A 26,758-nucleotide genomic window follows, 5' to 3' on the forward strand; every position below is an offset into this window, starting at 1 on the left:
TCAAGCGCTTGACAATGGGCCGGTCGCCCATCGCTGCACCATGCCGCCATGCCTGCAGACGTCTCCCATACCGCTCCGGCGCCGACGCCCGCCCAACTGGCCCAGGGCTGGCTGCGCGATGCGCCGGCCGAACTGCTGGCCGAGATCGCCCCCACCACCCGGCTCGTCACCTACCCCGACGGCGAATGCATCCACCCGCACGGCGGGCCGGCGCAGGGCATGTTCCTGATCGTGCGCGGCCGCGTGCGCATCAGCCGCACGACCGGCGGCGGCAGCGAACTCGTCTACGGCGTGCTGCGCGCCGGCGAATGGTTTGGCGAGATCGCCCTCATCGACGGCGGCGGCCGCACCCACAGCGCGCACGCCCAGGGGCCGACCACGCTGATCCTGCTCGGCAGCGCGGCATTTGCGCGGGTGGTATCCGTCTACCCGGCCGCCATGTGGGCGCTGATGCAGCAGCTCTGCCAGCGCATCCGCCTGATCTTCGACGAGTTCGAGCGCGCCAGCGAGATGCCGGCCGATGCGCGCCTGGCCCAGCGCCTGCTGCAGCTCGCCCGGGCGGGCGACGGCCGCACCGTAGCCGCCAGCAACGAAGAACTGGGGCGCATGCTGGCACGCTCGCGGCAGACGATCTCGAAGTACCTGCAGGCATGGCAGCGTGCCGGATGGGTGCGGTGCCACTACCGGACGGTCGAGCTCGTCGATACGGCGGCACTGCGCAGGCTGTTCGGCGGCAACGCCTGAGCATGCCCCGCCGACGGGGCACGCGCGATCGGAGCAGCGTCGCTAGAATGCGCGTACGCCGGGCGTTCGTCCGGCGCCAACGCGTCTTCTCCATGCCCCCCATGCTCTCGCCGGCCTCGGCTGAAGGCCGGCGCCTTGTCGTGCTGCTCGGCCTCGCACAAACGGTCTCGTGGGGCACGCTGTATTTCACGTTCACCGTGTTTCTGGCGCCGATGCACGACGCGCTCGGCTGGGCGCGGCCGTTCCTGGCGGGCGGCTTCTCGCTGGGGTTGCTGGTGTGGGCGTTGTGCTCGTTCTGGGTCGGGCGCATGCTGGACCGCTGGCCGGCGCGGCGCGTCATGGGCGTCGGCACGGTGCTGGCGGCGGCAAGCCTGCTGGCGTGGTCGCTCGTGGGCAGCGAGGCCGCCTTCCTGCTGCTCTGGCTGCCCATGGGGGTCGCGATGGCCACGACGCTGTACGACCCCGCCTTCGTCGTGCTGCGGCAGGCGTTCGGCGATGCGTATCAGCGCCCGACCATCGGCCTCACGCTGATTGCGGGGTTCTCCAGCACGATCTGCATCCCGCTTGCGCAGTGGGGCGTGAACTCCATCGGTTGGCGGCACACGCTGCAGCTGTTTGCGCTGGCGCATGTGGCGGTCTGCCTGCCGATCCACGCGCGGCTTCGCGTGCGGCCGGCGGCCCACGCCGCGACGACACTGGATCCGACCACGCCGATCCATGTATCGGCGTGGCGCATGGCACTGCACATGCCGGTGTTCTGGGCGGTGGTCCTGGCGTTCGTGGCCACGAGCCTGGTCGCCACCGTACTGGGGGCCCACCTGATTCCGCTGCTGACCGAAAAAGGCGTGCCAACCAGCCGCCAGTTGCTGATCGCTGCCCTCATCGGCCCGGCGCAGGTGCTCGGGCGCCTCGCCATGATGCGGCTGCACTCCACGCGGCCGGTGCGCATCGCACCCTGGACGTATGCCGCCATGGCCCTCGCCCTCGTGCTGCTGGCCGTCTCCACCGGGCCGCTGCTGATCGGCTTCGCCCTCGTCTACGGCGCGGCCAACGGCATCAACACCATGGTCCGCGCGATCGCCATGCCGGAGCTGGTCTCGCGCAACCAGTACGCCACGCTCAATGGGCTGATGATGACGCCCGTGCTGCTCGCACAGGCCGGCGCGCCGTGGCTCGGCGCGCTGCTGTGGAAGGCCACCGGAGGCTATGCCGCCGTGGAGTGGGCGATGGTGGCAGCCGCGCTGGTCGCACTCGCGGCATTCAGCTATGGCCTGCGGCGGGCCCAGCGTCGCCCCGCGCGTACGGTGCTTCCCGGTCGCGACGTGACGCAATCGCCGTAACTTCGACGCCACTTGACGCGCAGAAGATTGCTGTCAGGAACCTTTACGCGAGCCAATCTGTCTTGAAACCTGGTACGTGATGTCTCATTCTCACGTTAGAGGCGGCCCGCTTTTTGCGGCCACGCCAACGGAGGACGCGCCGTGTCACAGGTTCATCTACAAACCGAATCCGCGAGTGGACAGCTGCCCTGGACGATCCAGGAGATCGCCTACGACAGCATCGACGTCGCACGCGTGCGGGAAAACCGCACGCTGTTCTACCTCGTCGCCAGTGCCTCGTTCATCGAGAGCGGCTCCGATCTCTACGCCGGCAACCTCGCCCAGTACTACGCCGACCGCCCGGAAACAGCGCACTGGCTGATCTCCCATTGGGAGCGCGAAGAGCTCCAGCACGGCCGTGCGCTGCGCCGCTACGTCGAAACGGTCTGGCCCGAATTCGACTGGGAGCGGGGCTACGCGCGCTTCTTCGAGGAATACTCGGTCACCTGCTCGGTCGACCACTTCGAGCCCACGCAGGCACTGGAGATGGTTGCGCGCTGCGTGGTCGAGACCGGCACCGCCACGTTCTACCGCGCCATCGCCCAGGCCGCCGCCGATGCCGACGAGCCCGTGCTGCGCGACCTGGCCAGCCGCATCTCCGCCGACGAGGTCCGGCATTACAAGCACTTCTTCCGCTTCTTCAACGAATGCAACGCATACGAAGGCGTCGGCCGCACGCGCGTACTGAAGGCGCTCGCCTCGCGCCTGCGTGAGATCAAGAACGAAGACTCGATGATCGCCCTGCGCAATGTGCTGCGCATCGAACGCGGCCAGGAAGACGTGCCCGAAGCCGATGTGCGGGCCCTGAATTCGCGTGTGAGCGCGCTGGTACGCTCGCATCTGCCGATCGACATGGCGGCCAAGATGCTGCTCAAGCCGCTGCGCCTGCGCCCGGGGTTCGAGCGCTCGATCCGGCCGCCGCTGGTCGCGCTGGTGCGGCGCGTCATGCTGCACTGATCGGCAATTCGGACGCCAAAGAAAAAACCCGGGCAGTGGGTCCTTCGTCATTTCGTGTGGAACACAACACTCACAATGACTCCTGGTCGTCGAGCCCGGTGGGCATGTGTGCAGGCCGCTGGTCGGCCTGTGCACATGTCCACCGGGCGGGTTTGAGCAGGAGGATGAGTCCATGGGCATTGCCGTAGAAGCTCTGTTCACCAGCGCGCTGGGCTTGCAGCCGCCGTGGGTCGTCGATGACGTCAGGCTCGACACCGCCAAGCGGCGTATCGACTTCGAGATCGGCTGCCACACCAGCAGGATCGCCTGCCCGGCATGCGGTGCGGCCACGCAACCGGTGCACGACCGGCTGCGCCGATCCTGGCGGCACCTGGACTTCTTCCAGTTCGAGGCCTGGCTGCACTGCGACGTGCCGCGCGTGGCCTGCGGTGCCTGCGGCAAGACCACGCAGGTGGCCGTGCCCTGGGCGCGTCCGGGCTCGGGCTTCACCGCGGCGTTCGAAGCGCTGGCGCTGACCTTGTGCCTGGACCTGCCGGTGCGCCAGGCCGCCGAGTTGCTGCGCTGCAAGGACAAGCGGCTGTGGCGGCGCATCGAGTTCTACGTCGAGCAGGCGCGTGCGCTGGAAGACTTCTCCGGCGTGCGCACGGTGGGCATCGACGAGACCAGCCTGCGGCGCGGGCAGCACTACATCACCGTCGTGCACGACCTGGATCGCAAGCGGCTGCTGTTCGCCACCGAGGGGCGCGAGCACCGCACGGTGGTGGAGTTCGCCGAGGATCTGAAGGCCCATGGCGGCGATCCCGCCCAGGTGCGGCACGTGTGCATGGACATGAGCGCGGCCTACGCCAAGGGCGTGGCGCTGGCGCTGCCCGAGGCGCAGATCAGCTACGACCGCTTTCACGTCGTCTCGATGGCCATCGAGGCGATGGACCAGGTGCGCCGCGCGGAGATGGCCACCGACGCGCAGGCGGTGCGAGCCGCGCTGGGCACTGGCCAGCGTAAGACGCTCAGGCAGCTGCTGTGGGGCATGCGGCGCAACCCCAGCAGCTGGAGCGCCCGCCAGATCCAGGCGATGCACTGGCTGCAGCGCTCGACGCTCAAAAGCGCGCGGGCGTGGCGGCTGAAGATGGCGCTGCGCGAGGTGTACGCGCGGGCCACAGCGCACAACAGCATCGAACAGGCCGCATCCGACCTCAGGGCCTGGCTGAGCTGGGCGCGGCGCTGTCGGCTCGAGCCGTTCAAGAAGCTGGCCGCCACGCTCAAGGAGCGGTTCGACGCGGTGGTGCGCGGCATGGTCGATCACCGCAGCAACGCCTTCGTCGAGGCGATGAACGGGCTGCTGCAGCAGGCCAAGCGCGCCGCGCGCGGCTTCAGGACGAGCCAGAACTTCATCGCCATCGCCTACCTGCGCATGTCCAAGCTCAAGCACCTGCCGGCCAGCCCGTTCGCGCCGGCGATGCCCCAGTGACAGTGTTGCTTTCCACACGAAACGACATGGAGCCGGGCAGTGCCCGGGTTTTTTGCAAGCCGATCAAGCGCAATCAGAACTTGTGGCGGATACCAACCATGGCGCCCATCTGGTTGTTGCTGCTGCCGTCCGTGCTGGTGAAGACGTCGCCCAGGCCGGCCACGCCCAGCGGCAAGGCTGCATTGCTGCTGTTCTTGGCGTAGGCGAGATTCAGGTAAGCGTCGGTGCGCTTGGACAGCGCATAGTCGCCGCTCAGGACAAACAGCCACGGGTTGCCTGCACCGGTGGTCTTGAAGTTCTGGTAGTAGGCCGTACCCGTCAGCGTCAGGGCCGGAGTGGCCTGATAGCCGGCGCCCAGCCAGTACAGGTTCGAACGCAGCACCGATTCGGACGCCAGCGGGTGCGTCGTGTTGAGCCAGCGATAACCCGCAAACAGCTTGGCCGGGCCGTACACGTAGGTACCGCCGATCGTCGCGCGTTGCACCTTGAGGTCGGAGACGATGCCGTAGGCGGCCGGCACGTCCGTGTTCCCGCGCATCTGGTCATACACGGCGCCCACGGAGAACGGGCCGATCGCGTAATTCAGCCCCAGGCTCCACTCGCGGCCCAGCTTGCTGGCGCCGGCGATCTCCTGGCCGTCGTTGCGCGTCGAGTACAGCGCCGACGCGGTCACGCCGGCGAACGTACCGACGTATTTCACCGCGTTGTCTGCGCGGCCCGCCATGGCGACATCCTGCGAAGCCAGCGAATAGCGCGAAACGGCCATCGGGTCGTACTGCAGGCCGAAGTCATACAGCAGGGTCTGCTGGCGCCCCAGGGTCAGTCGGCCCCACTGGCCTTCCAGCCCGACGTAGGCGTTACGACCGAACAGGCGATCGCCCTCGCCCATCTTGCCGTCGTCCAGGTTGAAACCGCTTTCCAGGTTGAAGATGCCCTTCAGGCCGCCGCCCAGGTCTTCAGCGCCGCGCAGGCCCCAGCGCGAACCGGACAAGCCGCCCGACTGCACGGCACCGCGAGAACCGCCATTACCCGGCGCCTTGTTCACCCACTCAACGCCGGCATCAACCACACCGTACATCGTCACGCTCGATTGAGCGAACGCGCCGGCGCAAACCAGAGCGGCAGCAGCGGCCGCAAACAGCTTGATCTTCATATCGTTTTCCTTGAAAAACACTATCGCGGGGAATTGCGATGGGTGGCAATTATGTATGCCGAAGGAATGGGGGCGATACTGAAAGCGATCACGCTGTGGTAAATACGAAACCGAAATGAATACGCAAATTTTTTTCTTTGAAATCAATACCTTACATTGTCTGAAGCCAAACCGTAAGGCACGCTTGTACGCGTGAAATCCAATGCCTTACGATCTGTAATCCAGAATATGCGCAATGTAATCAAAAAAACGATGAAAAATAAAGTCTAATGGGCCGGCAATTCTCGATTATGATTCCGGCCGAAGCTTGAATGACAGTTTCACAGCTTCATATCGACCTTAAGAGGCCGCCGACCCGCGGCCTCTTTTTTTTGCCTGCGCTGAGCGTTGGGAGCACTCACTCAGGCAGTCCGATCTTGCGGGAAATCCGGTGCTTGAAGGTGGACACCGTCTTCGGGGAGATGCCCAGGCGCCTGGCGATTTCCGTGTTCCGATACCCCTCGGCCAGGAGCTGGTTCACGCGCATTTCGCGTTTGGTGAGCGTATCGAGGCCCGAGCCTTCGGACGCGCCGATGGCCGGACGGGGGAACGACAGGTACCCGCGCGCGGCCAGCTGCAGCGCTGCGGTCAGCACGGAGGTCGCTTCGGATTTCGGCACATAGGCGTTGGCCCCGGCGAGGAACGCGAGCCGCGCCTCGTGGCCCGTCGTGTCAGCGGACGTGACGACCAGGCCGATGTCGTGCCGCTGGGCGCGCACGCGCCGCACGAGCTCAAGCCCGTCGAGGCTCGGCAGGTTGATGTCGACGATGGCGAGCTTGGGGCGCGCCGACCGGATCAGCTGCAGACCCTCGGCGCCATCCGCCGCAGTGGCTACGAGACGCAGGTGCGGCGAGCCGGCCAGCAGAGCGTGAATGGATTCCAGGACGATGGGGTGATCGTCGATGGCAACGACGGAATGGAAAGAGGAATCTGCGGTGGACATGAACGGTGGCGCGCTTGCGGGTTCGTCTTTCCGCCACGTTCTGTTGCAAAAAACAGCGGCGGATATCGTGCTGCGAGCGCCCCTGCCGCGCTGCAGTTCCGCCACGTACAGGTTTGCATCGATCGGGCGCCTGATTCTCGCTAATTGCAACGCAACGTGACAGACGCCGCGACCCTATGCTTCAGGCAAGGCGGAACACGTCCACCGCGCCGCGCAGCTCCTGCGCCTGCTGGCGCAGGCTTTCCGCGGCGGCGGCGGCCTCCTCCACCAGCGCTGCGTTCTGCTGCGTCACCTCGTCCATCGACGTCACGGCGCGGTTGACCTCTTCAATGCCCTGAGACTGCTCGCGCGAGGCATGGCTGATCTCGCCCATCAGGCCGGTAATGCGCTCGACGCGCGTGACGATGTCCTGCATCGCTTCGCCGGCGCCGCGGGCAGCCTCGTTACCCGATTGCACTTCCTCGACCGAGCGGTTGATGAGCGCCTTGATCTCCTTGGCGGCGGCCGCGCTGCGCTGCGCGAGGCTGCGCACTTCGCCAGCCACCACCGCGAAGCCGCGGCCCTGCTCGCCTGCGCGGGCCGCTTCGACCGCGGCGTTGAGCGCCAGGATGTTGGTCTGGAAGGCAATGCCGTCGATGATGCCGGTGATGTCGGCAATCTTCTGCGCTGTGGCGTGAATGCCCGACATGGTGCCGACCAGCCGCTCCACCGTCTGCCCGCCCATGCGCGCCGCTTCGCTGGCGGCTTGCACCATGTCGTGGGCATGCTGGGCGCTGTCGGCGTTCTGGCGTACGGTGGCGGCCAGTTCTTCGATGCTGGAGGCCGTGCGCTCGAGGTTGCCGGCCTGGGCTTCGGTGCGGGCGGAGAGATCCGCATTGCCGGCGGCGATCTGGCCGGTGCTCGAGGCGATGGTGGAGGCGCTCGCGCGCACCTTGTCGACGATGCCCGTCAGGCCATCGCCCACGCCGTTGATGGCGCGCATCAATTGGCCGATTTCGTCGCGGCGCGCGGTGGGCAGGCGGTGTGTGAGGTCGCCGGCGGCCACGCGCTGGGCCACGTTCACCACTTCGGCCAGCGGCGCGCTTACCGCGCGGCGCAACATCCAGTAGAGGCCGCCAGCGAGGAGCGCGCCCAGCGCCAGCCCGAGCAGCAGGAACCGGTTGCGCGCCGAGATGAGGTCGGCTTCAAGCTCGTCCACATACGCCGTGCCGGCGATCACCAGCTTCCAGTCCGGATACTGCGTGAAGACGGTGAAGCGCTCGCGCGCGGGCCCGCCTTCGGTATCGGGCAGCGTATGGCGCAGCGTGCCTTCCTTGCGCTCGATCATCTCGCGCACCCAGGCCAGGCCGGCGGCGTCCTTCACGTCGATCAGGTTCTTGCCTTCGCGGGCCTGGTTGCGGTCGATGAGCACCTTGCCCTGGTCGGCGCCGGGCTTGCCGTCGATGACGAAGTAGCCGCCCGTCTTGCCGATCCCGTGCGCGCGGATCTTGTCCTTGAGCAGCGCCAGTTCTGAGCGCACGTCCACACCCACGTACAGCGCGCCGATGACCTTGCCCGAGGCGTCGCGCACCGGCTCGTACTTGCTCATGTAGGGCACGCCAAACAGCCACGCCAGGCCGCGGAACGGCTCGCCGGCCATCAGCGCCTTGTAGCTCGGGTGTGCCCGGTCGAGCAGTGTACCGATGGCGCGCTCCCCGTTTTCCTTTTTCAGCGAGGTGGTCACGCGGACGAAATCGTCGCCCGTGCGCGCAAAGACGGTGGCGATCGTGCCCCCCGTGCGTGCGAAGAACTTGTCCGGCACCGAGAAGTTCAGGTTCAGCACCGTGTCGCCGCTCCTGAACGTGGGCGTGGGCTTGCCGGCGATCTCCACGGTCTGGGCAGGATCGACGCTGTACGGGCCGGGCGCGGCATCGGCGAACGCCGTCAGGAAGCGGTCGGCTTCCGTGCGCATGGTGCCGTCGAACAGGCCGATCATGTCGCGCATGGCGGCTTCCTGGTCGTGCATGGCCGACTGCGCATTGGCCTCCAGCGTACGCAGGCTCGATTGCGAAATCGCAAACGCGAACAAGCCGAAGACCAGCACCAGCGCGGCCAGGCCGATGAGGGCCAGCCGGGTGCCGAGGCTCGCGGCGGGTTGTGAAGACGCAGACAGGGGCGCAGACGCTCGCATGTTGTTTTTCCTCGGGATCGTCAGTCGGGTTAACAACGGATCAACGAGGAAAAGCTTGAGCGCAAACGTTTTCTTTGCGCTTTGTTGAGCTTTGCTACCCGAGGGCGGTCATCGGCGACGGCTGCGCACCGTCAACCGCCGCAGTGCAGCTCCACGTGCTGGGGTTTCGGCGCGGCGGCATGGCCCGGGCCGAGATCGATCCGCCAGTCGGGGCCGGGCGCGCTGCCGGCGTCCCGCCCGTCCACGCTCGCGCGGCAGCCCCCGGCGTTGGCAAAGCGGATGAACGGGCGCGTATAACCGGCCACGTCGACCGCCACCGAGCGGCCATCGGCCGCGCGTTGCCAGTTGGACAGGCGGCCGTTGGCCTCGCGCACGTAGGGCAGCGCCTCCGGTGCGCCGCTGATCGTGAACCGCGCCGAACCGCTGGCCAGGTGGATATACGTGCCGCCCGGGCCAGGCCGATAGCCTGCCACGTCGCGTGCGTCGGACAGACGCGGCGTGCCGGTACCGGTCCAGCGCACGGTACGCAGGTCGCCCACTCCGCGCACGACCCAGGCGTCGCCGTCCCGCGCGATGGAAAACGCGCGGAAATCCAGCACCTTGCGGATGTAGTCCGACGCGTAGACCGGCATGACCGGCTGCCCGAGCGCCCAGTCGTACACCTGGCGCAATGCATTCAGCGAGGCGAGCTTGGTGCCTGAATACATGTGGTAGTAAATGCCGATCGGCTTGAATCGGTAGGGCCTGTCGGTCAGCTCGTACGTCTCGATGGCGCGCGCAAAGCCGTAGTACGGGCCGTGCCAGAGGTTGGTGTAGACGTTCTCGTTCTGCTGCGGCGCGAACACCTGGAACAGGCCGTTGCCCTTGTCCACACCCAGTGGCGCCACCGCCGTCCAGCTCGGGTTGGAGCGCGTGATGTAGGTGTCGCCGCCGTTCATGTTCAGCACGCCGGCCTCGTTGGCCTTTTGCACGGCGATGGGCGGCACCTGCCCGTTTCCGCTCCAGAGCAGCACCTTGACGCGTTTGTCCGCCGGCGCCAGACGGCGGTTGATGTAGCTGATGGAGCCGGCAATCTCGCGGTCCAGGTCGAACCGGTAGTTTGGGATGTTGAGCGTGAAGACATCCGCGCCCGAGGCCGTGGCGGTGGCGCCCGGCTCGAGCGGATTCGCCACGCGCAGCCAGTTGAACGGATGCGAGAACGTGTGGCTGGCCAGCTCGACATACGGCTGCGCAAAGAGGCTGCGTGCGATGGGCTCGAGCTGCGGCGTGAGCTTCGGATAGATGCCGTCGGCCGCCACCTCCCCTTCGATGACCGACACGGTGGTCGGCACCTTGTAGCGCGCCAGGATCTCGCGCAGCAGCGCCTGGCCCGAAAACTCGCCCGGCGGAAACTCGGTGCGCGAGGCAAACCCGTCGCCGTCGATATGCACGGTCATCAGGCGGCGGCCGTTCTCGGTGGTGGTGTCGGGCACGGGCATGGCGGGCAGCGCGAGCGCACGCCGCAGGAAATCGAGCGGCTGGATCACCCATCGCGCCTGATCCACGTCGGGCATGCGGAAGACGCCGAACGGCTGCAGCACATAACCGCCCCATGGCGTGATGGCCGCCCCATCGTAGACATAGCTGCCGGCCGACAGGCGCAGCAGCGATTGCATGCCCGGCACCTCCGGGTCGACCTGCACGCCCACGGCCAGGCGCCGGTCGGGGTGCGGCTGCAGCTCGAAACCGACCATCGGGTCGCGGGACACCACCGAGATCGCTTCGGCCGGCGCACCGGGCACCGTCTTCAGGCCGAGCGTCTGGGCCATGGCGGCATCCAGCGTCATGCCGAAGCGGTTGAACATCGCCACCCGGATGCCGGCGCCGATGGTCCGCTTGAGCCAGGCGGCCCAGGCGCCGGGGCGCGGGGCATTGGTATCGAACCACGTGACGACGCCCGCGTAGCGGTCCGGCGTCAGGGTCGGCAGGGGCTTGTTGGCGTCCGCCACTTCGACGCGGTAGCCGAGATAGTTCAGCGGCATGGCCAGATACAGCACCGAAGGCTGCGTGTTGGCGCTCGTGTCCGGCGCTTGCGGCTCGACCAGTAGCACGCGACGCGGCATCACTTCGAGCCGGCCGATGCCGACCGCGTCTGCTCCCGGCGTGGTGGCATAGCTCGACACGCCGGCCGCGCGGGCAACGTTGGCGGTCTCGCGCAGGCAGGTGCGCGAATAGCTCGGGCAGTAGTCGAGCGCGAGCGCAGGCAGGTGGTACTGCTCGGCGATGCTGCGCAGCGTTGCAATGCGGGCGGCGCGCGCATCGGGCGCCACATCGCGCAGCGCGTCGCTGCCATCGGCACGCTCACGCACCAGGCCTGGCGTCACCACGCCCGCCAGTTGTGGCGCAATCTGATCCAGCCACGCAGTGCCCCCGGCCAGCAGCCTCGCGTGCGGTGCACGCCGGTGCAGCGCTTGCGCGAGCGCCGCCACGGCTTGCCCGGCGTCGGGTGCGGAGCGTTGGAGGCGGTCGAGCCCATCCAGCAGGAAGCCGTGGTAGCCCTGCGCGAGCAGCGGCGCAAAGACGGTGTCGACAACGCTGTCCGGGGCGCCGGCGGCGCGCATTGCGTCGGCCAGCGGCAGGAGGTCGACCCGCGCAAGCCATTGCGTGGGCGACGGCTGCTTGGGGTTGAAGTCACCCGCGCTGGCCGGGTCCAACACCACCCAGTCGAACGCCTGCAATTCCGGCACGGGCACATCGCGGCCGTAGTACACCGCGATATGCGGGGCGGGTTCGGAAGCTGAAGCCACCGGCTGCGCCCATGCGCTCGCCCCCAACATGCCCAACGCGGCTGTTGCGAGCCACGCCACGCAACGCCGTTGCCAACCCTCCCAACCCTGCCAATCACCCTTCACCGCGTGTCTGCGCTCCATCCGGACCCTCAAAAGCTGCTCGAAGATGCATTGTGGCGGTCGCGCGGCCGATTGCAACATTTGCGGCCCGGCATGCAGCCCGACGCGGTGCCTAGAACGCCGACTTGACCACGCCGCCATCGACGCGCAGCGCAGCGCCCGTGGTCGCCGAGGACAACGGGCTTGCCACATAGGCCACGAGGTTGGCGACTTCCTGCGTCGTCGCAAAGCGCTTGATGAGCGAGGTCGGCCGCGCGGTCTCGAAGAACGTCTTCTCGAACGCCTCGAAGCTCTGCCCGCCCGAGAGCTTGCCGACGAATTCGTCCACGCCTTCGGAACGCGTGGGCCCCGGCAGCACGGCATTCACCGTGACGTTGGTGCCGGCGCACAGCTCGGCCAGTCCGCGTGAGAGGCCCAGCAGCGCGGTCTTGGTCACGCCGTAATGGACCATCTCGGCCGGAATCTGCACGCCGCTTTCGCTGCTGATGAAGACGATGCGGCCCCAATCCTGCGCACGCATGGCGGGCAGGTATGCGCGCGACAGCCGCACGCCGCTCATCACGTTGACGTTGAAGAAGCGCAGCCATTCGGCGTCGTCGATCTCTTCGAACGGCTTCGGATCGAAGATGCCGAGGTTGTTGACGAGGATGTCGACCTTCGGAAAGCGCCCCACCAGCGCGTCGGCCTGCAGCGGGTTGGACAGATCGCCGGCAAACGCCTCGACCTGCGCGCCGGGCACCTCGGCCTGCAGGCGTGCAATGGCATCGGCGACGGAGGCCTCGGTGCGCCCGTTGACGATCACGCGGGCGCCCTCTGACGCGAGTGCTACAGCGATGGCATGACCGATGCCCTTGGTGGACCCGGATACGAGAGCGAGCTTGTTCTGAAGGTGGAGGTTCATGGCGTTGAAAACAGGAAGATGGACGAGGACAGGCACGCCGCGCCACTTCGGACAACCCACGCGCAGCCGCGACGTTTCAAGCATGATACGAACCACCCCACCCCCGGGCAGCCGCAATCGTTTTGCAGCGGTATCCAACCAGATTTGATGATGAGCGTTGGTGTCGATCCCGGCTTGACGGCCTGGGCAAGCGACGATTAGTGTGCAATGAAGCACGCCCGCGCGAACGCGCAGACAGGCAGGGCACGGACGGCAAGCCTTACAAGCCGGATCACCGGCAGAACGGGGAGCACCACCATGAACATCGACGTACAGACACCTGAGGCTGCCGCAGGTGGCGCCACCGGTGGCGCCTACCAGCTTGACAGCATGGACCGGGAAAACAACGTGGGCCGACTCGTGCATCGGGTCCGGCATGCGCTGGTCACGCATATCGACAGTGCCCTCGCATCGCTGGACCTGACGGCGGCGCAGTGGACCGTGGTCGTCTACCTGGCCGAAGACCTGGCCAGCACCCCGGCCGAGCTGTCACGGCTGCTGCACTACGATCCAGGCGCGATGACCCGGCTCATCGACCGGCTCGAGAAGAAAAACATCGTCAAGCGCGCCCCGAGCGACGCCGATCGGCGTTCGGTCGTGGTCTCGCTCACCGAGCAGGGCCGCGCGCTGTACCCCGAAATCCAGCCCTTGATCATCGACGTGCTCAATCACCTGCTGCGGGGCTTCTCGCAGGCCGAGGTGAAGCAGCTGGAGAACCTGCTGCTGCGGGTGCTCCACAACGCTTGAGCGGGACGCCGCGGGGCCGGTCGGCCGATCGGGACGCCCGCGTGCACCGCGCGGCGCGCGACAGCGATGCCGGCGCCGGTCAGCGCCTGCGCCAGGCTGCGCAGGCCCGCACGGGCGGTGCGCTCACTGGCCTTGGACCTCGTGCTTGATCTTGAAGAGCTCGGTGTCGTTCTGGATGCCCAGCTTGCGGTAGGCCGACTGCTTCTGCGAGCTGATCGTCTTGATGCTGCGCGCGAACTTCTCGGCAATGTCCGTCACCGACATGCCGGCGAGGCAACAGCGCAGCACTTCGCTCTCGCGCGGACTCAGCTCAGGACGGTCGACCAGCGGCGACAGCTTGTCGCCTGTCTTGACGGACGCCGCGGGCGCGTCGGCCAGCGCGTCGCCTTCCATCTCGGCGGCCAGCGCGGCGTTCAGCCGCTTGCCGCCCGTCGCCACGGTGCGGATGGCCGCCACCAGTTCCGACAGTTCCTCTTCCTTGCCGACAAACCCGCGCGCGCCCGCATGCATCGCCATGCCGACGGTCGCCTTGTTGTGATGCGCCGAGGCGACGAGGATCTTCACATCCGGGTACCGCACGCGGATCAGGCGGATCAGGTTCAGGCCGTCGATCTCGGTCGGCCCGAGCGCGTAGTCCATCAGCAGGACGTCGGCCTCGGCGGCGCCGCGCTTGAGCGCCTGCACCAGATCGCGGCCCGATTCGAACACGCCGGTGATCTCGATGTCCGCTTCCTGCGTCAGACGCGCAACCGTGCCGTGACGGACGACGGCATGGTCGTCTAGCACGACCACGCGGATCGGTCGGATCGCGGTCCAGTTCATGTTGGCGGGTCCTCTTCGGCTGATGTTGGGACAGCTGCGGCGGCCGGCAGAAGGTGCCGGAACATGGCGCCGCAGGTAACGTTTAAGCACAAATCGGAGGCCACCGCCGGGCAAAATCGCCGGGGTGCGGGGGCCGTGCCGTCGGAAAGTCACATATTAATGGCTTTGGGACCGGTACCGAATCGGCCTGAACTGATTCCAAGCGTGACGACAGCAAGCGAGGCGCGCCCGTCCGCCTACGCGACCGCCGCGTCGATGCTCGCCCGGGTGCTGCGCCGCGCCCGCTCGAACACGGCCATGTCGCCCATCAGAAACGCCACGTTGGCATTCGAGCGGAACGATTCGATCTCGAAGATGAGCTGGTCGACGTCGAGATCGGCCCGCAGTTCGCCAGCGGCCTGGCCGGCAGCGATGGTGTCGCGAAAACGCGCGCGCACCGCCTCGCGGTGACGGCGTACGCGATCCTGGATCGGGCCCGGGCGCGCCCGGTATTCGTAGCTGGCGGCGCAGACGAAGCAGCCGCCGGGCGATTGGCCGCTGGCCACGTAGTCGAACCAGCCGTCGGTGAGCGCGCGCAGCCGGGCGAGCGGGCTTTCCAGCGCCATGGCCGGCTCCACCACGGTGGCGAGGTAAGGGCCCACCCCGGCATCGAGCGTGGCGAGCTGCAGGGCTTCCTTGTCGCCAAAGAGCACCTGGATGTTGCCCTTGCCGACGCCTGCGTCGGCGGCCACACGACCGATGGTCAGGCCCTCGAGGCCGTCCGTGGAGGCGATGGCGGTGGCGTGTTCCAGCACTTGCGCGCGCGCGCGTTCGCCACGCGCGCGGCGGCCGTCGGTTTCGTTCATGGCAATAACCTGTCGATGCGTGGGGTCAAGCGATTGGCACTTGACGGAAGCCGTCCGCAACTTAGTATACGTACGACCGTATATTAATAACCGAGATCCCCGCATGTCAATGGACTCCCTTTCGGCCGGCACCCTCGCCGGCGCCCGGCCAAAGCGGCAGTGGCCCGCCCTGGCCGCCCTGCTGACCGGCAACTTCGTCACCATTCTCGACCTGTTCATCGTCAACGTGGCCATTCCGGACATCCGCGACGGGCTGCATGCCAGCTTTGCCGAGATCCAGCTCGTGATGGTCGGCTACAGCGCCGCGTATGCGGTGTTCCTGCTCAACGGCGCGCGCCTGGGCGACCTGTTCGGGCGCAAGCGCATGTTCATGGCGGGCATGGCGCTGTTCACGGTTGCCTCGGCACTGTGCGGGCTGGCGACGGGCCCGTGGATGCTGATCGCCATGCGCGTCGGCCAAGGCCTGGGGGCGGCCATCCTGATGCCGCAGGTCATGGCGTCGCTGCGCGTGCTGTTCGACGGCGATGCGCGGCGGCGCGCGTTCGGCACCATGGGCGCCGTGCAGGGCGTGGCTGCGTCGGTCTCGCAGATCATCGGCGGCTGGCTGATCGCGCATCCGCTGGGCGATGTGGCTGGCTGGCGCGCGGTGTTCCTCGTCAACGTGCCGATCGGCATCGCGGCGTTGCTGGCGGCGCGCGCCTTCGTTGCCGAATCGCGCGCCCCGGTGGCGGCGCGGCTCGATGTGCATGGCGCGCTGGTTGGCGCGCTGGGGCTGGCGATGCTGCTGGTGCCGATCATGCAGGGCCGCGAGTCCGGCTGGCCGTGGTGGTCGTGGGCCGTGCCGTTGGCGTCGCTGCTGGTGTTCCGGCACTTTGTGCGCGTGGAAGAGGCGCTGACGGCCTCGGGCCGCGTGCCCATCATCGAGATGGCGCTCTTCCGCAACCGCAGCTTCGTGCTCGGCGTGCTGGCGATCTTCCTGTTCTACACGGCGATCAGCTCCTACTTCCTGGCCCTGACGATCCTGCTGCAGTTCGGGCGCGGCCTGACGGCGCTGGCTGCCGGGCTGGTCTTCACGCCGGCGGCCATCGCATTCTTTGCCGGCTCGCTGACTGCGCCCCGCCTGGCCGAACGCATCGGGCAGCGCGCGCTCTTGCTCGGGATGGCGCTCTTTGCCGTGGGCATCGTGGTGCTCGCCACCATGGCGCAGACCGGTTCGGCCAACGCGTGGCTGCTCGTGCCCCTCGTCGTCAGCGGCTTTGGACAGGGCATGGTGATTCCGTTGTCGCTCAACACGATCCTGAGCACCGTGGAAACCGCGCAAGCCGGCATGGGCGCGGGCACGGTCACGACCATGCAAGCCGTCGGCAACGCGGTGGGCGTGACGGTGGTGGGCGTGCTGCTGTTCTCGCTGCTGGGCGCCGATGATGGCAGCGAGACCGCCGACGCAGCCGCCCACGCGGCTCATGTTGCGCGCTACGGCCACGCCTTTGCCTTGGCGATGCTCTACAACGTCGCGGCGACGGTGCTGGCGCTCGTCTTCTTCTGGCGCGCGTGGCGGCGGCACGGCTAGCGGCCCTACTTGCGCACCCACCCGCGCCGTACGCACGGAGCGAGCACCACGCCGTGCACCGCCAGCCCCAGGCGGTGCAGCGGCTCCGAGAGCGTGTGTGCGACGCGGCCGCTGCACAGCCACGCGCTGAAGGCGGAAACGGCCCCAGCGCCCAGCATGTCGAACGGATAGTGCACACCCAGGTAGATGCGCGCCCACGCCATCGGCAGACCCAGCAACGCCAGGAGCACGCCCACACGGCGCAGGCGTGCATTCCACATCAGGCTGAAGGCCACCGTCCACAGCGCCGTCAGGTGGTCGCTCGGGAAGGACGAATCCGCCACGTGGGGCAGCAGGTTGGTGCCCAGCCCAATGGCAAAAGGCCGGGGGTGATACCACAGCAGGCCGAAGCCCGCGTTGATCAGCAACGCCACCGCGGCAGCTATGCCGGTCTGGAATGCCTGCCGGCGCGTAGCGGGCTGACCCCACAGCCAGCCCGCCACGAGGGCAAGCGGCGCCAGCCAGATCGCGTATTCGGCAAAGGCCATGGCCAGCCAGACGGTGGTAGGAGACGGATCGGCCGCAGCGTTGATCCAGAGAAACAGCGTGTGATTGAGCGATTCCATACAACACGGCCCGCGCACGGGCGTGATTCGACAGCGTGGTTGGGCGAACACGGTACGGGACGTACCCTTCAAATGCCTTCCAACCGGCCCGTTCATTGGCGGGACGCACCAACGCCGGGCCGGCCATTCGGCCACGGCATGGCGGCTGCTCGCCCACTCTGGTGTTGCTGCCTGGGCTTTCCGCCCCCCCCGGCGCGTGCCTATGATGGAGGCACACAGGCAGCAGCCCGCCGCCCAACCCGCCGGAACAGACCGCGGGCGCCGGCCGAGCGGACACACAACACCAACCGGGGGTGGGATGGAGAGTTTCCTGATCCAGCGGGCAACCCGCCGGCAAGCCAGCTTTGCCGGTGCCATCGCACTGCTGATCCTGCTGGCACTGGCGGTGGCCGCACCCCGCGCCGACTGGCAATGGCCGGCCATTGCCCCCTTCATGCCGATGTGCGCGCTGACGGTCTTCACCACCGCCGGCATCGCCGCTTTTCTTCTTGGCGCACAGTTCACCGTCACGCGGCAGCCGATGCTGGCCGCGCTGGGCGGCGCCTATGCCTTCACGGCGGTGGCCGTGGCGCTGCAGCTGCTGATGTTTCCGGGCGTGTTCTCCCCGACGGGGCTGTTTGGCGCCCGGCCTACCAGCGCGGTGTGGATGTGGGTCTTCTGGCACGGCGGTTTTCCGCTGTTCGTGATCATTGCCGTGCTCGTGCGCGAGCGCCTTTCCCGCGATGCGGTGTCGGCGGAGCGGGTCACCCGGTGGGCATGGCTGCTGATCGGCGGCCCCGTGGCAGTGGGCGACACGCCAGCGCACGAGGCGCAGGCCCTGGCCGAGCGGGCGCGCGAAGCCGTGCTGCGCCTGCGGATCGACGCGGCGGCGCCATCGCGCTATGTCACCGTCAGCGCCGGATGTGCCACGGCAGCACCCGGTGCAAGCGTCTCGGTCGACGGGCTGGTCGAATCCGCCGATGCCGCGCTGTACCAGGCCAAGGCGGCTGGCCGCAATCTGGTGATGAGCGCATCCGCCCCGCCCGCCGTGCTGATGTAGCGTGCAAAGCCGCGGCGCAGCTGCACGTGCGGCTTTGCTGTCTTCTTTATTTCTTCTGTATATAAAAATAGTAGTAGTAGATAACGGCCCGCCGTTTCTGTGGATAGCCGCAAAAAGCGCTTTGGCTTCAAGGGCTTGCGAAATGCACAACCGATTGGACAGCGTGTGCCGTGGGGTGGATGAACCGGGGGCCATCGCACGGGCCTCGTGCAAGCTCACCGAAGTTGTCCGCCAGCCCTCGACAGGCCACCCCCCGCGCCGCAAACACGGTTGTCCCTTGCGTTCTTCACGGTCTTATCCACAGGTGGATATGTGGATGACGTGAAGACGGCCCGGGGCCATCAGCGTGCCGACGGCCCGCCTGCGCCTGCCCCGTGAACGCAGCCAACTGCCCCGCAAATGCCCGCTGATGGCCAGGCCGCGCTTCACCGCGCGCGACATAGGCGGTCAGTTTGGGAAACGCATCCAGCACGCTTGACGGCCTCGCCCAGGCGCGCAGACAGCTGCGCGAGCCGCTGGCGGAAGCTTGAAACCCTGGTTCACCCTCGTCGTCGACACCCAGATCGTGTTCGGGCCGGGGATGGCGACGACGAGCGCCACTGCTGCAGGAAGTACGGCAGCACAGCGTGACCGATCATTCCGCATGACTCCTCTGTCGGAACTCGCGCTCAACGGTCCGACCGCTCGACCACGACTTCGCTGAACTGGCCGCGCGGCATGATGTCGGTGTAGTTGGCGATGTCGGCCACGATCTCCGCGCGGTGCGGCTGGATGGCGGGCTCGTAGCCTTCGGCCGAATCGCAAAGGAACGCGCACATCGCCAAGAAGGCGGGTGGATCGGCGGGCGTTCTGCCGGCCAGGCTCTCATCGACGGTGTAGTACGCACGGGCCTTGCCGAGCCGGGCCTTCACCAGCGGCATGGCATGTGGTGGTCGCGGTCGTAATCGTGATCGAAGCGCGCGCCTTCGGTGTACGGGTACATCACGGACCTTGATCATGCGGTTCTCCTTGCCGGGGTGGCGTCCTGCCCAGGGGAGCCCGGCGATGCCGGCGATCCTGCCCGTCTTGCCATCGGCGCCGCGCCGCCATCCCGCCTGCCAGCGGCTATTGGCCTTGCCTCTCGTTCGCGCGGGCGTTCACGTCCGGCGCCTTCGATGCGGCGCCGGCGCCACCGGACGCATGCGCATGCTGGCTTCCCGTCGGATCGGCAATTTGAAAGGTGTTGCCATGCTGCCAGCCGTTGGCATCGGGGTCGACAGGAGGCTCGGGAATGTCCGCACGGTCCTTACGCTTGGCCGCGCTGTCGACTCCCATGCGCTTGTCCCGGTCGGCAACCATCGCGGCGTTCGCTTGGCCCTCCCCCGTGAAGCCCATCATCAACTGCGGCACCCCGAGCGGCAACGACTTGTCGAGGTCGGTGTGCCACGTATGCCAGGTCTTGCCATATGTGCCCACCAGCTTCTTCATCAGCGCCCTCTCCGCGGGCTCGGGAATGCCGGGCGCGACGAGCTGCCCGGATTTCACTTCCCAGACATGGCTGTGCCAGAGCGCCTTCTCAGCGGCTGGCAGCGTGGCGAACAGCTTTGCGCTGATGATGTATTCCACGCCCATCAACTTTGCGTTCCCGACGTTGCCGTCGTAGATGACGCACTGCGTGACATCCTCGTTGACGATCGCGCAGTAGTGATGCGCTTCCATCTGGACGTTCTGCCGGCCGTTGTAGAAATGGAAGCCATCAAGGTAGGCGTTGATGGCCTCGATGGGCGGCTTGTCCTGCAGCGCCACTGCGCCCGCTTCCAGCACTTTCGTTTTTGGCGATTCCGCCTGCCCCGGCGCGCGGACGTTGGACTGCGTATCGCTCTCGCGATGACAGCCGTAAAAACAGAGCGCGGCTACGGCGCAGACAAGGAGAGCGTTTCGCATGGCTTCACCCGGGCAGCCTGTTGGATGCAACACCGCCGCAAGACTCGAGCCTGCGGGGTGCGGGGTGTGCGCACTGCACAGACGGCGGCATTCGAGAACGCCACCGGACCGGGCCTCCGATTGGACTCCTGCAGAATCCTCTAGTCGCCTGCCATGGACTGGCCCGGCACAAGTCCATCGATGATGTCTTCCGCACCCTGCGTAGCTGCACGCTTGGCGGCGCCCACGTTGTCCCACGGCTCGCCTCTGAGGCGAAAGACGCGGGAGCGTTCATCGTCCATCGTCTCGCCCTCAAGGCAGATGACGACCGAGACGCTGTACGCGCGGTCGGGGCGTTTCTCGTGCCACTCGCGCGGCGGGTTGAAGGGGTAAATCAGGGGGTAAATCGCGAACCCTTTGTAGAAGGATGTCGGGTAGGCGTCCATGGCAAATCTCCCATAGGAAAAGCGAGCAGACCGGGGCGATTGCGCATCGTGCGCTGGCGCAGGACTGAAGCCCCGGGGCGGATGGAGTGCGGACCACGCCGGAAAACCGGCTCGGAAAGGCAGCGTTGAAGGCTGGAGCGAGGTGGGACGTCGGCGACGCGTCGATCAGAGGCGAGGCAGGTTTCTCTTGCTGGGGCCGACGACAGGCCCCGCTGGTATCCGTGCCCCACTCTACTCCGATATCGGTGTCGTGGGCTGCGGTATTTCCTGACGCGCTGCACGTCACATTCCGTGCGGGGATGCGTCAATTCTCTCTTGTCGGAGGGAGCCCTGCGCTCCGCTCAACTACCGACCTGCTCAGCAAGCCCCACCATGATGCCCTCCGGCCCCCGGAGATACGCCAGCCGGTAGGAGTTCTCGTAATCCATCCGGCCAATGAGTTCGGCGCCCTGGGTCTGCATGCGGGCAACGATCTCATCGATGTCGTCGACGGCAAACATGATGCGACGTAGGCCCAGCGCGTTCGCCGGCATGTCCACCGGACCAAACCGGACCGGATCGGGCGTATGGAACTTGTCGAGTTCAACGCCCTGTCCGTCGGGCGTCCGCAGCATCGCAAGGGTGGCCCGGACGTTCTCCAGCCCGATGAGGCGCCCGACAGCGTGCCCTTCCACCGTGGTCTGGCCCTCAAACGTGAGACCCAGATCGATGAAGAAGGCCTTCACCGCCTCCAGGTCCTCCACAACGATCAGGATGTTGTCCATTCGCTTGACTGTCATGTCGTCGGTCCTCCACGGTGTCTGCTGTCGGCCAGAATGGCCGGTCGGACGCGTGTACTGAGGCACCAGCGCATCCGCTTCGCCTGGGCCTTCACTCCTGAGATCGCAGAGGCCCCGGGCAGCGTGGGCCCGCGCTTGGCACCCCGCAAGAGAATGAGCGCCACGCCGAGCATGATGCCGATGTCCGCGACGTTGAAGACCCCCGTTCGCAACTGCCCGATGCCCACGCTGAGGAAATCAAACACCCGGCCATCGTAGACACAACAATCGAACAGGTTGCTGAGCCCTCCACCCAGGATGCACGCGATCGCAATGACTTCGGTGCGGCCGAGGGAGGACGAACGCAGCAGCCAGCCGAACAGTCCGACCAGGATGGCCAGCACGCCATAGACCAAAACGATATTGCGGGTCGCATCAGACATTCCCGCCCCGAGGCTGAGGAACGCGCCGTGGTTGTAGGTGGGAAGAACCAGCAAGCTGCCCGAAAGGAATGGCACGACTTCGCCGGGCGCCAGTATCTGCTTGAATACGGCCTTCGTCGCCTGGTCGATGAGGATCCAGGCGAGCGCTCCCAGCAGCGCAGCGGTCACCCTCTGCTTCGTCGTCATGGGAAAGGTCATCTGTAGGCGGGGCCCGATCCGGTGCATTCAAGGATCCGACCGCTCGACGACGACTTCGCTGATCTGAAGCACGGGGGCGATGTCGGTGTAGTTGGCGATATCGCCCAGGATCTCCGCGCCGTGCTCCTTCATGGCAGACTGGAATGCCTCGGCCGAATCACAGATCAACGCGCACATCGCCACAAACGCGGGCGGCGTGCCGGGCGCTCCGCCGGCCAGCCCTTTTTCGACGGTGTAGTACGCACAGGCACTGCCGAGCCTCGCCTTCACCATCGGCATGTGCCGGTCGCGGTAGTAGGAGTGGTCGAAGCGCGCGCCTTCGGTGTACGGGTACATCACGCTGACTTTGATCATGCGGTTCTCCTTGCCGGGTTGGCGTCGTGTCCAGGGAGTCTGGCGACTGCCGGCGATCATACCCGCCTCGCCACCGGCGAGCGGCGTCGCCATCCCCGCTGCCTGCTATTGGGCCGCCTTCTTCGGTGCCGTTTCCCTCAGCGTCCAGCCCGTGACGACCCGCCGCGGCCTGCGGCAGGATCAAGGTCATGCGGACCCGGTGTCGTGCAAGACTCGTCATGGCCTGCCGTCCGCCGCAGGCACCACCTTTGCGCTACGCGTATTTGTCCCCCACCGTACTGCGAATCGGATGGGTGTCGTAGACGATGATCATCCGCTCGATGCGCCCATCGTCGTCAAATTCAAAAACATCGACGCACTCGAAGCGCACCGCTGTTCCATCTTTGAGGCCCCAGTCATAGATGAAGTAGCCCGTCGCGCGTCGGGCTCCCGTCGTGCTCACGCAGATGTCGATCGGCGTGATTTTGCTTTCACCAGATGCCGCATCGACCTTCGCAAAGAACGGCGCAGGGCGCATCCACCCGAGAAACGGCGAGAAGATCTGGGCATCGGGCGCGAACAACGCACAGATCGCCGCGACATCGCCGCGCTCCAGCTCCCGAAGGTAGGTGCGAATCTGCCGCGTGTATAGTGCTTCCGACGATGAGGCCATGTTCATTCTCCGGTCATTCGTTGACACCTCCGCGCGCTCGTGCAGACGCGTGCGATGCACGCACGATATCGATGCACCGATGTCCGAACAATCGAAAATTCCGCAACCCGGGTATGCAGCCCATGCATACCCCTTGGCCGACCTGACGCGGACACTGCCGCCCCTGACAGCGTTCCAGTCATTCGTCGCCGCGGCGCATCTCGGGAGCATCAGCAAAGCCGCAGAGCATCTGTGTCGGACACAGGGAGCGGTGAGCCGTCAGATCCAGCAACTGGAAGCGCACTACCGGTGCGCAGTGTTCTTGCGCCACGCGTCGGGATTGACACTGACGGCGGAAGGCACCGAACTGCTGACCGTCGCCGTCAGCGTGCTGACGCAACTGGTTCAACACGCAGACATCCACGCCAAGACGGCGGCCGTCGTCACTCTGCGGGTGCCATCCACCTTTGCGATTCGTTGGTTGCTGCCACGACTGGAAGACATCCATGACGCCTTGCGGAGAACAGAACTCCGCATCTCCACTTCGGCGGACGACACGCCGGATTTCACGACACCCGACGTTGATGCCGTCGTCGTTCGGGGAACCGGCCAGTGGGCGGGCATGGATGCCGTTCCGTTGTTCGCCGAGCGACTCACACCGATGTGCACGAGCGAGATGGCCGCATCGCTCGGAGCGGCGGCCGATCTTGCTCACGTCACATTGCTTCATCCCGGGCACGGCCATGAGGAGTGGCGATGCTGGCTGGAAAGCGTTGGGGCACCGCACATCGATGCGGGCCGCGGACTCGTTTTCGATACCCTTGAATTGACGCTCACCGCCGCCGCGGAAGGGCATGGCGTTGCAATCGGCGACCCCCGGATGGCGAGAGACCGCCTGCGGGCCGGGACACTGGTGACGCCCTTTATCGACGTGGCGCAAAACGGCTTGTCGTACTTTGTGGTCTATCCCTCCCAACGCGCCGCACAGCCCAAGATTCGGGCGCTTGCTGACGTCTTGTCGCGGCTTGCGCGGGAAGACTGACTGTCATCGAGGTCAATCCCGCACTGCGACGTGCCGCCGCCGCATCGGCATGGCGCCCGACAAAAAAAAGAGCGGCCCCGGCCGGGACGGATGGCCGAGGCGAGGTAGGACTGCATGGAAGGCCGGGGAGAGGGCGCGCCTCCCCCCAAGTTTCCAGGGGTGGAGGCTGTGGAAGGGCGCCACCGAGGCAAGTCAACAATCCTCATCGGGGAGCGCACGCCTTCAGGGGACGCGTCACTCCCGCACGGCGTGCGGCACCCACACCCGAAAAATTAGCTTGCAATTCAATAGCGCGCTATATATATTCCCCTCCATGAACACACGCAAGCCTTCCTCCGCACGCCGCGACCTCGCCCTGGACGAGCAGCTCTGCTTTGCGCTGTACTCGACCATGATCGGGATCAACAAGGCGTACCGGCCGCTGCTCAAGGCGCTGGAGCTGACGTATTCGCAGTACCTCGTCATGCTGGTGCTGTGGGAGCAGGATGCCCAGACGGTGTCGGAGATTGGCGATCGCCTGTTCCTCGACTCCGCCACGCTCACCCCGCTGCTGAAGCGGCTGGAGGCATCGGGGCTGATCGAGCGGCAGCGCTCGGCCGAGGACGAACGGCGGGTGATCATCTCGCTCACGGCGGCCGGCAAGGCGCTGGAGAAGCGGGCCGAGAAAGTGCCGGCATGCATGGCTACGGCCATGGAGTGTGCGCCCGGCGAGCTGGAAGAACTGCGCACACAGTTGAATGCATTGCGAGGACGGCTCTTCAAGAACGCCGCCTGAGCACACACGTATCGCCGACGGGCGCCTGATCGCGTCCGTTTTTTTAGACCGATTAAGTAGCGCGCTATTTAATAGTAAGCAATGCGGCGCGGCCTCGACAGCCGATGCGCGCACCACCACCCCTCTCACAGGAGAACCACCATGTCGATCGAAAACGTCCTCTACCGTGCCCATGCTCGTGCCACCGGCGGCCGCGATGGCCGCGCCATCACCGACGATGGCCGGCTCGACGTCCGCCTGACCACGCCAACCGAACTCGGCGGTGCCGGCGGCGAAGGCACCAACCCCGAGCAGCTGTTTGCCGCCGGCTACAGCGCGTGTTTCCTCGGCGCGATCAAGTTCGTGGGTGCGCGCGACAAGATCCGCGTGCCGGCAGATGTGTCCGTGCAGGGCAGCGTCGGCATCGGCGTCATTCCGAACGGCTTTGGCATTGAAGTGGACCTGAAGATCAGCCTGCCCGGCATGGACCCGGCCGAAGCGCAAACGCTCATCGACCGCGCCCACATCGTCTGCCCCTATTCGAACGCGACGCGCGGAAACATCGACGTACGCCTGAGCCTGATCTGACCCGTACGCCGTTCCCCAACTCCGCACCCTTCCAACCCTTCGCACAACACACGATTTGAGGCCCAGCCATGAACCGCATGACCAAATTTGCCGCCGGCACCCTGCTCTCTGTGGCAGCAAGCGTTGCTCTTGCTGCGGGCAGCCCAGGCGTGGAGCGCACCACCCAGGCATTCCTCGACGCACTGGCCGCCGGCGGTGGACAGCCGCTGGAAACCCTGTCACCCGTCGATGCCCGCGCCGTGCTGGTGGGCGCGCAAGCCGCGGCAAAGGTGTCGCTGCCGCCCGCTGACGTCAGCCAGAAAACCATCACCGTGGATGGCAAGCCGATCAGCCTGACGATCGTGCGCCCGGCCGGCGCGAAAGGCACGTTGCCTGGCTTCATCTTCGTTCACGGCGGGGGCTGGGTGCTGGGCGACTTCCCCACGCACGAGCGCTTTGTGCGCGACCTGGTGGCCGACTCCGGCGCCGTCGCCGTCTTCGTCAACTACACGCCCTCGCCCGAGGCGCGTTATCCGGTGGCGATCAATCAGATCTACGCCGCCACAAAGTGGGTGGCAGAAAACGGTGCGCAGATCGGCGTAGACGGCAAGCGGCTGGCGATTGCCGGCAACAGCGTGGGCGGCAACATGGCGGCCGTGGTGGCCCTGATGGCCAAGGCGCACGGCACGCCCGCACTGCGCACGCAAGTCCTGTTCTGGCCGGTTACGAATGCCAACTTCGAGAACGCTTCGTACGACGAATTTGCGCAGGGGCACTTCCTGACCAAGCCGATGATGCAGTGGTTCTGGAATGCCTACACGACCGATCCGGGGCAGCGTCAGGAAATCTACGCATCGCCGCTGCTGGCCACGCCCGCTCAGTTGAAGGGGCTGCCGCCCGCGCTGGTGATTACCGCCGAGAAGGATGTCTTGCGCGATGAAGGCGAAGCGTATGCACGCAAGCTCGACGCGGCGGGTGTGGATGTGACCGCCACGCGCTACAACGGCATGATTCACGACTTCGGCCTGCTCAATGCGCTGGCCGGTGTGCCGGCAACCCGTGCAGCGCTGCATCAAGCCAGCGAAGAGCTGAAGGCGCGGTTGAAGTGATCGGGTGGGCGGGCCCGGCAGCGGAGGTGGAAACTGACCCCGAGGCTTGCAGCCGGAACGCTGCTCCGCCCGGCCCGCCATCGGAAAGGCGCGCGTGCGCGTGCCCGGACTGCAACGGTCCGCCATTCGCCCAGAGGGTCGGACCGACAATGACTCGACACGGCCCGCAGCCAGGGCTGCGTTGATCCACGCCACGTCGGTGACGGGAATGCTCGTCAAGGCCGATACGTCGCTCTCGGCATTCG

General features: G+C 66.6%; 25 protein-coding genes and 2 pseudogenes. 12 read left to right on the forward strand and 15 right to left on the reverse strand.

Going from position 1 to position 26,758, the window contains the following annotated elements; genetic code table 11:
- Window positions 1-48 precede the first annotated feature (48 nt).
- From TK49_RS01570 to TK49_RS01585, 4 genes are all read left to right on the forward strand, one after another.
- Window positions 49-744 carry a Crp/Fnr family transcriptional regulator gene (locus TK49_RS01570; RefSeq protein WP_045785150.1) on the forward strand — a complete coding sequence of 232 codons (696 nt, stop codon included), beginning with the start codon at window positions 49-51 and terminating at the stop codon, window positions 742-744.
- A 92-nt stretch (window positions 745-836) separates the two neighbouring features.
- Entirely contained in the window at window positions 837-2,084 is a 1,248-nt protein-coding gene (locus TK49_RS01575; RefSeq protein WP_045787685.1) for an MFS transporter, read from the forward strand.
- Window positions 2,085-2,225: 141 nt separating this feature from the next.
- Window positions 2,226-3,080 carry a ferritin-like domain-containing protein gene (locus tag TK49_RS01580; RefSeq protein WP_233902652.1) on the forward strand — a complete coding sequence of 285 codons (855 nt, stop codon included), beginning with the start codon at window positions 2,226-2,228 and terminating at the stop codon, window positions 3,078-3,080.
- 172 nt (window positions 3,081-3,252) lie between these two features.
- Entirely contained in the window at window positions 3,253-4,548 is a 1,296-nt protein-coding gene (locus tag TK49_RS01585) for an ISL3 family transposase (protein ID WP_045218767.1), read from the forward strand.
- A 73-nt stretch (window positions 4,549-4,621) separates the two neighbouring features.
- Here TK49_RS01585 and TK49_RS01590 read toward each other — a convergent pair whose 3' ends face one another.
- The 5 genes from TK49_RS01590 to TK49_RS01610 form a co-directional block, all read right to left on the reverse strand.
- Window positions 4,622-5,701 (reverse strand): porin, encoded by a 1,080-nt coding sequence (locus TK49_RS01590; protein ID WP_045785151.1) that lies wholly within the window; start codon window positions 5,699-5,701, stop codon window positions 4,622-4,624.
- A gap of 397 nt (window positions 5,702-6,098) precedes the next feature.
- On the reverse strand, window positions 6,099-6,683 hold the full coding sequence (locus tag TK49_RS01595; RefSeq protein ID WP_045785152.1) for a response regulator: 585 nt from the start codon (window positions 6,681-6,683) through the stop codon (window positions 6,099-6,101).
- A gap of 181 nt (window positions 6,684-6,864) precedes the next feature.
- Entirely contained in the window at window positions 6,865-8,853 is a 1,989-nt protein-coding gene (locus tag TK49_RS01600) for a methyl-accepting chemotaxis protein (protein WP_045785153.1), read from the reverse strand.
- Between the two features lie 131 nt (window positions 8,854-8,984).
- Window positions 8,985-11,744, reverse strand: coding sequence for a bifunctional glycoside hydrolase/polysaccharide deacetylase family protein (locus TK49_RS01605; protein WP_394372232.1), 2,760 nt, complete (start codon window positions 11,742-11,744; stop codon window positions 8,985-8,987).
- A gap of 109 nt (window positions 11,745-11,853) precedes the next feature.
- Window positions 11,854-12,642, reverse strand: coding sequence for an SDR family NAD(P)-dependent oxidoreductase (locus tag TK49_RS01610; protein WP_045787687.1), 789 nt, complete (start codon window positions 12,640-12,642; stop codon window positions 11,854-11,856).
- Between the two features lie 297 nt (window positions 12,643-12,939).
- On the opposite strand from TK49_RS01610, the gene TK49_RS01615 reads away from it, so the two are divergent.
- Window positions 12,940-13,428 carry a MarR family winged helix-turn-helix transcriptional regulator gene (locus TK49_RS01615; protein WP_045785155.1) on the forward strand — a complete coding sequence of 163 codons (489 nt, stop codon included), beginning with the start codon at window positions 12,940-12,942 and terminating at the stop codon, window positions 13,426-13,428.
- 123 nt (window positions 13,429-13,551) lie between these two features.
- Here TK49_RS01615 and TK49_RS01620 read toward each other — a convergent pair whose 3' ends face one another.
- Together TK49_RS01620 and TK49_RS01625 are read right to left on the reverse strand one after the other, a co-directional pair.
- On the reverse strand, window positions 13,552-14,250 hold the full coding sequence (locus TK49_RS01620) for a response regulator (RefSeq protein ID WP_045785156.1): 699 nt from the start codon (window positions 14,248-14,250) through the stop codon (window positions 13,552-13,554).
- 236 nt (window positions 14,251-14,486) lie between these two features.
- Complete coding sequence (locus TK49_RS01625; RefSeq protein ID WP_045785157.1) at window positions 14,487-15,095, reverse strand: TetR/AcrR family transcriptional regulator; 609 nt, start codon at window positions 15,093-15,095, stop codon at window positions 14,487-14,489.
- A gap of 103 nt (window positions 15,096-15,198) precedes the next feature.
- Between TK49_RS01625 and TK49_RS01630 the strand changes: the two genes are divergently transcribed.
- Window positions 15,199-16,665: an MFS transporter gene (locus TK49_RS01630; RefSeq protein WP_082076270.1), complete on the forward strand. Its 1,467-nt coding sequence runs from the start codon at window positions 15,199-15,201 to the stop codon at window positions 16,663-16,665.
- Between the two features lie 5 nt (window positions 16,666-16,670).
- On the opposite strand, the gene TK49_RS01635 is transcribed toward TK49_RS01630, so the two are convergent.
- Window positions 16,671-17,270, reverse strand: coding sequence for an undecaprenyl-diphosphatase (locus TK49_RS01635; protein WP_045785159.1), 600 nt, complete (start codon window positions 17,268-17,270; stop codon window positions 16,671-16,673).
- A gap of 298 nt (window positions 17,271-17,568) precedes the next feature.
- Here TK49_RS01635 and TK49_RS23715 point away from each other — a divergent pair.
- Both TK49_RS23715 and TK49_RS25255 read left to right on the forward strand, forming a co-directional pair.
- Window positions 17,569-18,060, forward strand: a pseudogene (locus TK49_RS23715) (MASE4 domain-containing protein); the annotation flags it as partial.
- A complete protein-coding gene (locus TK49_RS25255; protein WP_476727115.1) occupies window positions 18,055-18,309 on the forward strand; it encodes a diguanylate cyclase in 255 nt (84 codons plus the stop codon). The pseudogene TK49_RS23715 and the gene TK49_RS25255, both read left to right, overlap by 6 nt.
- 668 nt (window positions 18,310-18,977) lie before the next feature.
- On the opposite strand, the pseudogene TK49_RS01645 reads toward TK49_RS25255, so the two are convergent.
- From TK49_RS01645 to TK49_RS01675, 7 genes and pseudogenes are all read right to left on the reverse strand, one after another.
- Window positions 18,978-19,291 (reverse strand): annotated as a pseudogene (locus tag TK49_RS01645) (EthD family reductase).
- 122 nt (window positions 19,292-19,413) lie between these two features.
- Complete coding sequence (locus TK49_RS01650) at window positions 19,414-20,265, reverse strand: OBAP family protein (protein WP_240479896.1); 852 nt, start codon at window positions 20,263-20,265, stop codon at window positions 19,414-19,416.
- A 107-nt stretch (window positions 20,266-20,372) separates the two neighbouring features.
- Window positions 20,373-20,657, reverse strand: a complete 285-nt coding sequence (locus TK49_RS01655; protein ID WP_045785161.1) for a hypothetical protein — start codon at window positions 20,655-20,657, stop codon at window positions 20,373-20,375.
- 341 nt (window positions 20,658-20,998) lie between these two features.
- The gene (locus TK49_RS01660) at window positions 20,999-21,436 is read right to left on the reverse strand and encodes a VOC family protein (protein ID WP_045785162.1); all 438 of its coding nucleotides are present in this window, start codon (window positions 21,434-21,436) and stop codon (window positions 20,999-21,001) included.
- Window positions 21,433-22,044 carry a signal peptidase II gene (lspA, locus tag TK49_RS01665; RefSeq protein ID WP_082076334.1) on the reverse strand — a complete coding sequence of 204 codons (612 nt, stop codon included), beginning with the start codon at window positions 22,042-22,044 and terminating at the stop codon, window positions 21,433-21,435. Before lspA ends, TK49_RS01660 begins: the two co-directional genes overlap by 4 nt.
- Window positions 22,045-22,083: 39 nt before the next feature.
- Entirely contained in the window at window positions 22,084-22,410 is a 327-nt protein-coding gene (locus TK49_RS01670; protein ID WP_045785163.1) for an EthD family reductase, read from the reverse strand.
- 253 nt (window positions 22,411-22,663) lie between these two features.
- Window positions 22,664-23,062 (reverse strand): nuclear transport factor 2 family protein, encoded by a 399-nt coding sequence (locus tag TK49_RS01675; RefSeq protein WP_197742968.1) that lies wholly within the window; start codon window positions 23,060-23,062, stop codon window positions 22,664-22,666.
- Window positions 23,063-23,141: 79 nt separating this feature from the next.
- Here TK49_RS01675 and TK49_RS01680 point away from each other — a divergent pair, with 79 nt between their 5' ends.
- The 4 genes from TK49_RS01680 (at window position 23,142) to TK49_RS01695 (ending at window position 26,513) form a co-directional block, all read left to right on the forward strand.
- The gene (locus TK49_RS01680) at window positions 23,142-24,083 is read left to right on the forward strand and encodes a LysR substrate-binding domain-containing protein (RefSeq protein ID WP_045785165.1); all 942 of its coding nucleotides are present in this window, start codon (window positions 23,142-23,144) and stop codon (window positions 24,081-24,083) included.
- A gap of 313 nt (window positions 24,084-24,396) precedes the next feature.
- Window positions 24,397-24,858: a MarR family winged helix-turn-helix transcriptional regulator gene (locus TK49_RS01685; protein ID WP_045785166.1), complete on the forward strand. Its 462-nt coding sequence runs from the start codon at window positions 24,397-24,399 to the stop codon at window positions 24,856-24,858.
- A 141-nt stretch (window positions 24,859-24,999) separates the two neighbouring features.
- A complete protein-coding gene (locus TK49_RS01690; RefSeq protein ID WP_027680493.1) occupies window positions 25,000-25,425 on the forward strand; it encodes an organic hydroperoxide resistance protein in 426 nt (141 codons plus the stop codon).
- Between the two features lie 68 nt (window positions 25,426-25,493).
- Window positions 25,494-26,513, forward strand: coding sequence for an alpha/beta hydrolase (locus tag TK49_RS01695; protein WP_045785167.1), 1,020 nt, complete (start codon window positions 25,494-25,496; stop codon window positions 26,511-26,513).
- Window positions 26,514-26,758: the final 245 nt, after the last annotated feature.

The sequence above is a fragment of the Ralstonia mannitolilytica genome (genome assembly GCF_000954135.1).
Classification (GTDB): domain Bacteria; phylum Pseudomonadota; class Gammaproteobacteria; order Burkholderiales; family Burkholderiaceae; genus Ralstonia; species Ralstonia mannitolilytica.

Bases quoted from the DNA above. Each gene is read 5' to 3' on its own strand.
- TK49_RS01680 (WP_045785165.1), top strand. From the start codon at position 23,142: ATGTCCGAACAATCGAAAATTCCGCAACCCGGGTATGCAGCCCATGCA.
- TK49_RS01695 (WP_045785167.1), top strand. From the start codon at position 25,494: ATGAACCGCATGACCAAATTTGCCGCCGGCACCCTGCTCTCTGTGGCA.
- TK49_RS01620 (WP_045785156.1), bottom strand. From the start codon at position 14,250: ATGAACTGGACCGCGATCCGACCGATCCGCGTGGTCGTGCTAGACGAC.
- TK49_RS01690 (WP_027680493.1), top strand. From the start codon at position 25,000: ATGTCGATCGAAAACGTCCTCTACCGTGCCCATGCTCGTGCCACCGGC.
- lspA (WP_082076334.1), bottom strand. From the start codon at position 22,044: ATGACGACGAAGCAGAGGGTGACCGCTGCGCTGCTGGGAGCGCTCGCC.
- TK49_RS01660 (WP_045785162.1), bottom strand. From the start codon at position 21,436: ATGACAGTCAAGCGAATGGACAACATCCTGATCGTTGTGGAGGACCTG.
- TK49_RS01670 (WP_045785163.1), bottom strand. From the start codon at position 22,410: ATGATCAAAGTCAGCGTGATGTACCCGTACACCGAAGGCGCGCGCTTC.
- TK49_RS01625 (WP_045785157.1), bottom strand. From the start codon at position 15,095: ATGAACGAAACCGACGGCCGCCGCGCGCGTGGCGAACGCGCGCGCGCG.
- TK49_RS01595 (WP_045785152.1), bottom strand. From the start codon at position 6,683: ATGTCCACCGCAGATTCCTCTTTCCATTCCGTCGTTGCCATCGACGAT.
- TK49_RS01675 (WP_197742968.1), bottom strand. From the start codon at position 23,062: ATGGCCTCATCGTCGGAAGCACTATACACGCGGCAGATTCGCACCTAC.
- TK49_RS01570 (WP_045785150.1), top strand. From the start codon at position 49: ATGCCTGCAGACGTCTCCCATACCGCTCCGGCGCCGACGCCCGCCCAA.
- TK49_RS01635 (WP_045785159.1), bottom strand. From the start codon at position 17,270: ATGGAATCGCTCAATCACACGCTGTTTCTCTGGATCAACGCTGCGGCC.
- TK49_RS01600 (WP_045785153.1), bottom strand. From the start codon at position 8,853: ATGCGAGCGTCTGCGCCCCTGTCTGCGTCTTCACAACCCGCCGCGAGC.
- TK49_RS01575 (WP_045787685.1), top strand. From the start codon at position 837: ATGCCCCCCATGCTCTCGCCGGCCTCGGCTGAAGGCCGGCGCCTTGTC.
- TK49_RS01590 (WP_045785151.1), bottom strand. From the start codon at position 5,701: ATGAAGATCAAGCTGTTTGCGGCCGCTGCTGCCGCTCTGGTTTGCGCC.
- TK49_RS01630 (WP_082076270.1), top strand. From the start codon at position 15,199: ATGTCAATGGACTCCCTTTCGGCCGGCACCCTCGCCGGCGCCCGGCCA.
- TK49_RS01615 (WP_045785155.1), top strand. From the start codon at position 12,940: ATGAACATCGACGTACAGACACCTGAGGCTGCCGCAGGTGGCGCCACC.
- TK49_RS01585 (WP_045218767.1), top strand. From the start codon at position 3,253: ATGGGCATTGCCGTAGAAGCTCTGTTCACCAGCGCGCTGGGCTTGCAG.
- TK49_RS01685 (WP_045785166.1), top strand. From the start codon at position 24,397: ATGAACACACGCAAGCCTTCCTCCGCACGCCGCGACCTCGCCCTGGAC.
- TK49_RS01655 (WP_045785161.1), bottom strand. From the start codon at position 20,657: ATGGACGCCTACCCGACATCCTTCTACAAAGGGTTCGCGATTTACCCC.
- TK49_RS01610 (WP_045787687.1), bottom strand. From the start codon at position 12,642: ATGAACCTCCACCTTCAGAACAAGCTCGCTCTCGTATCCGGGTCCACC.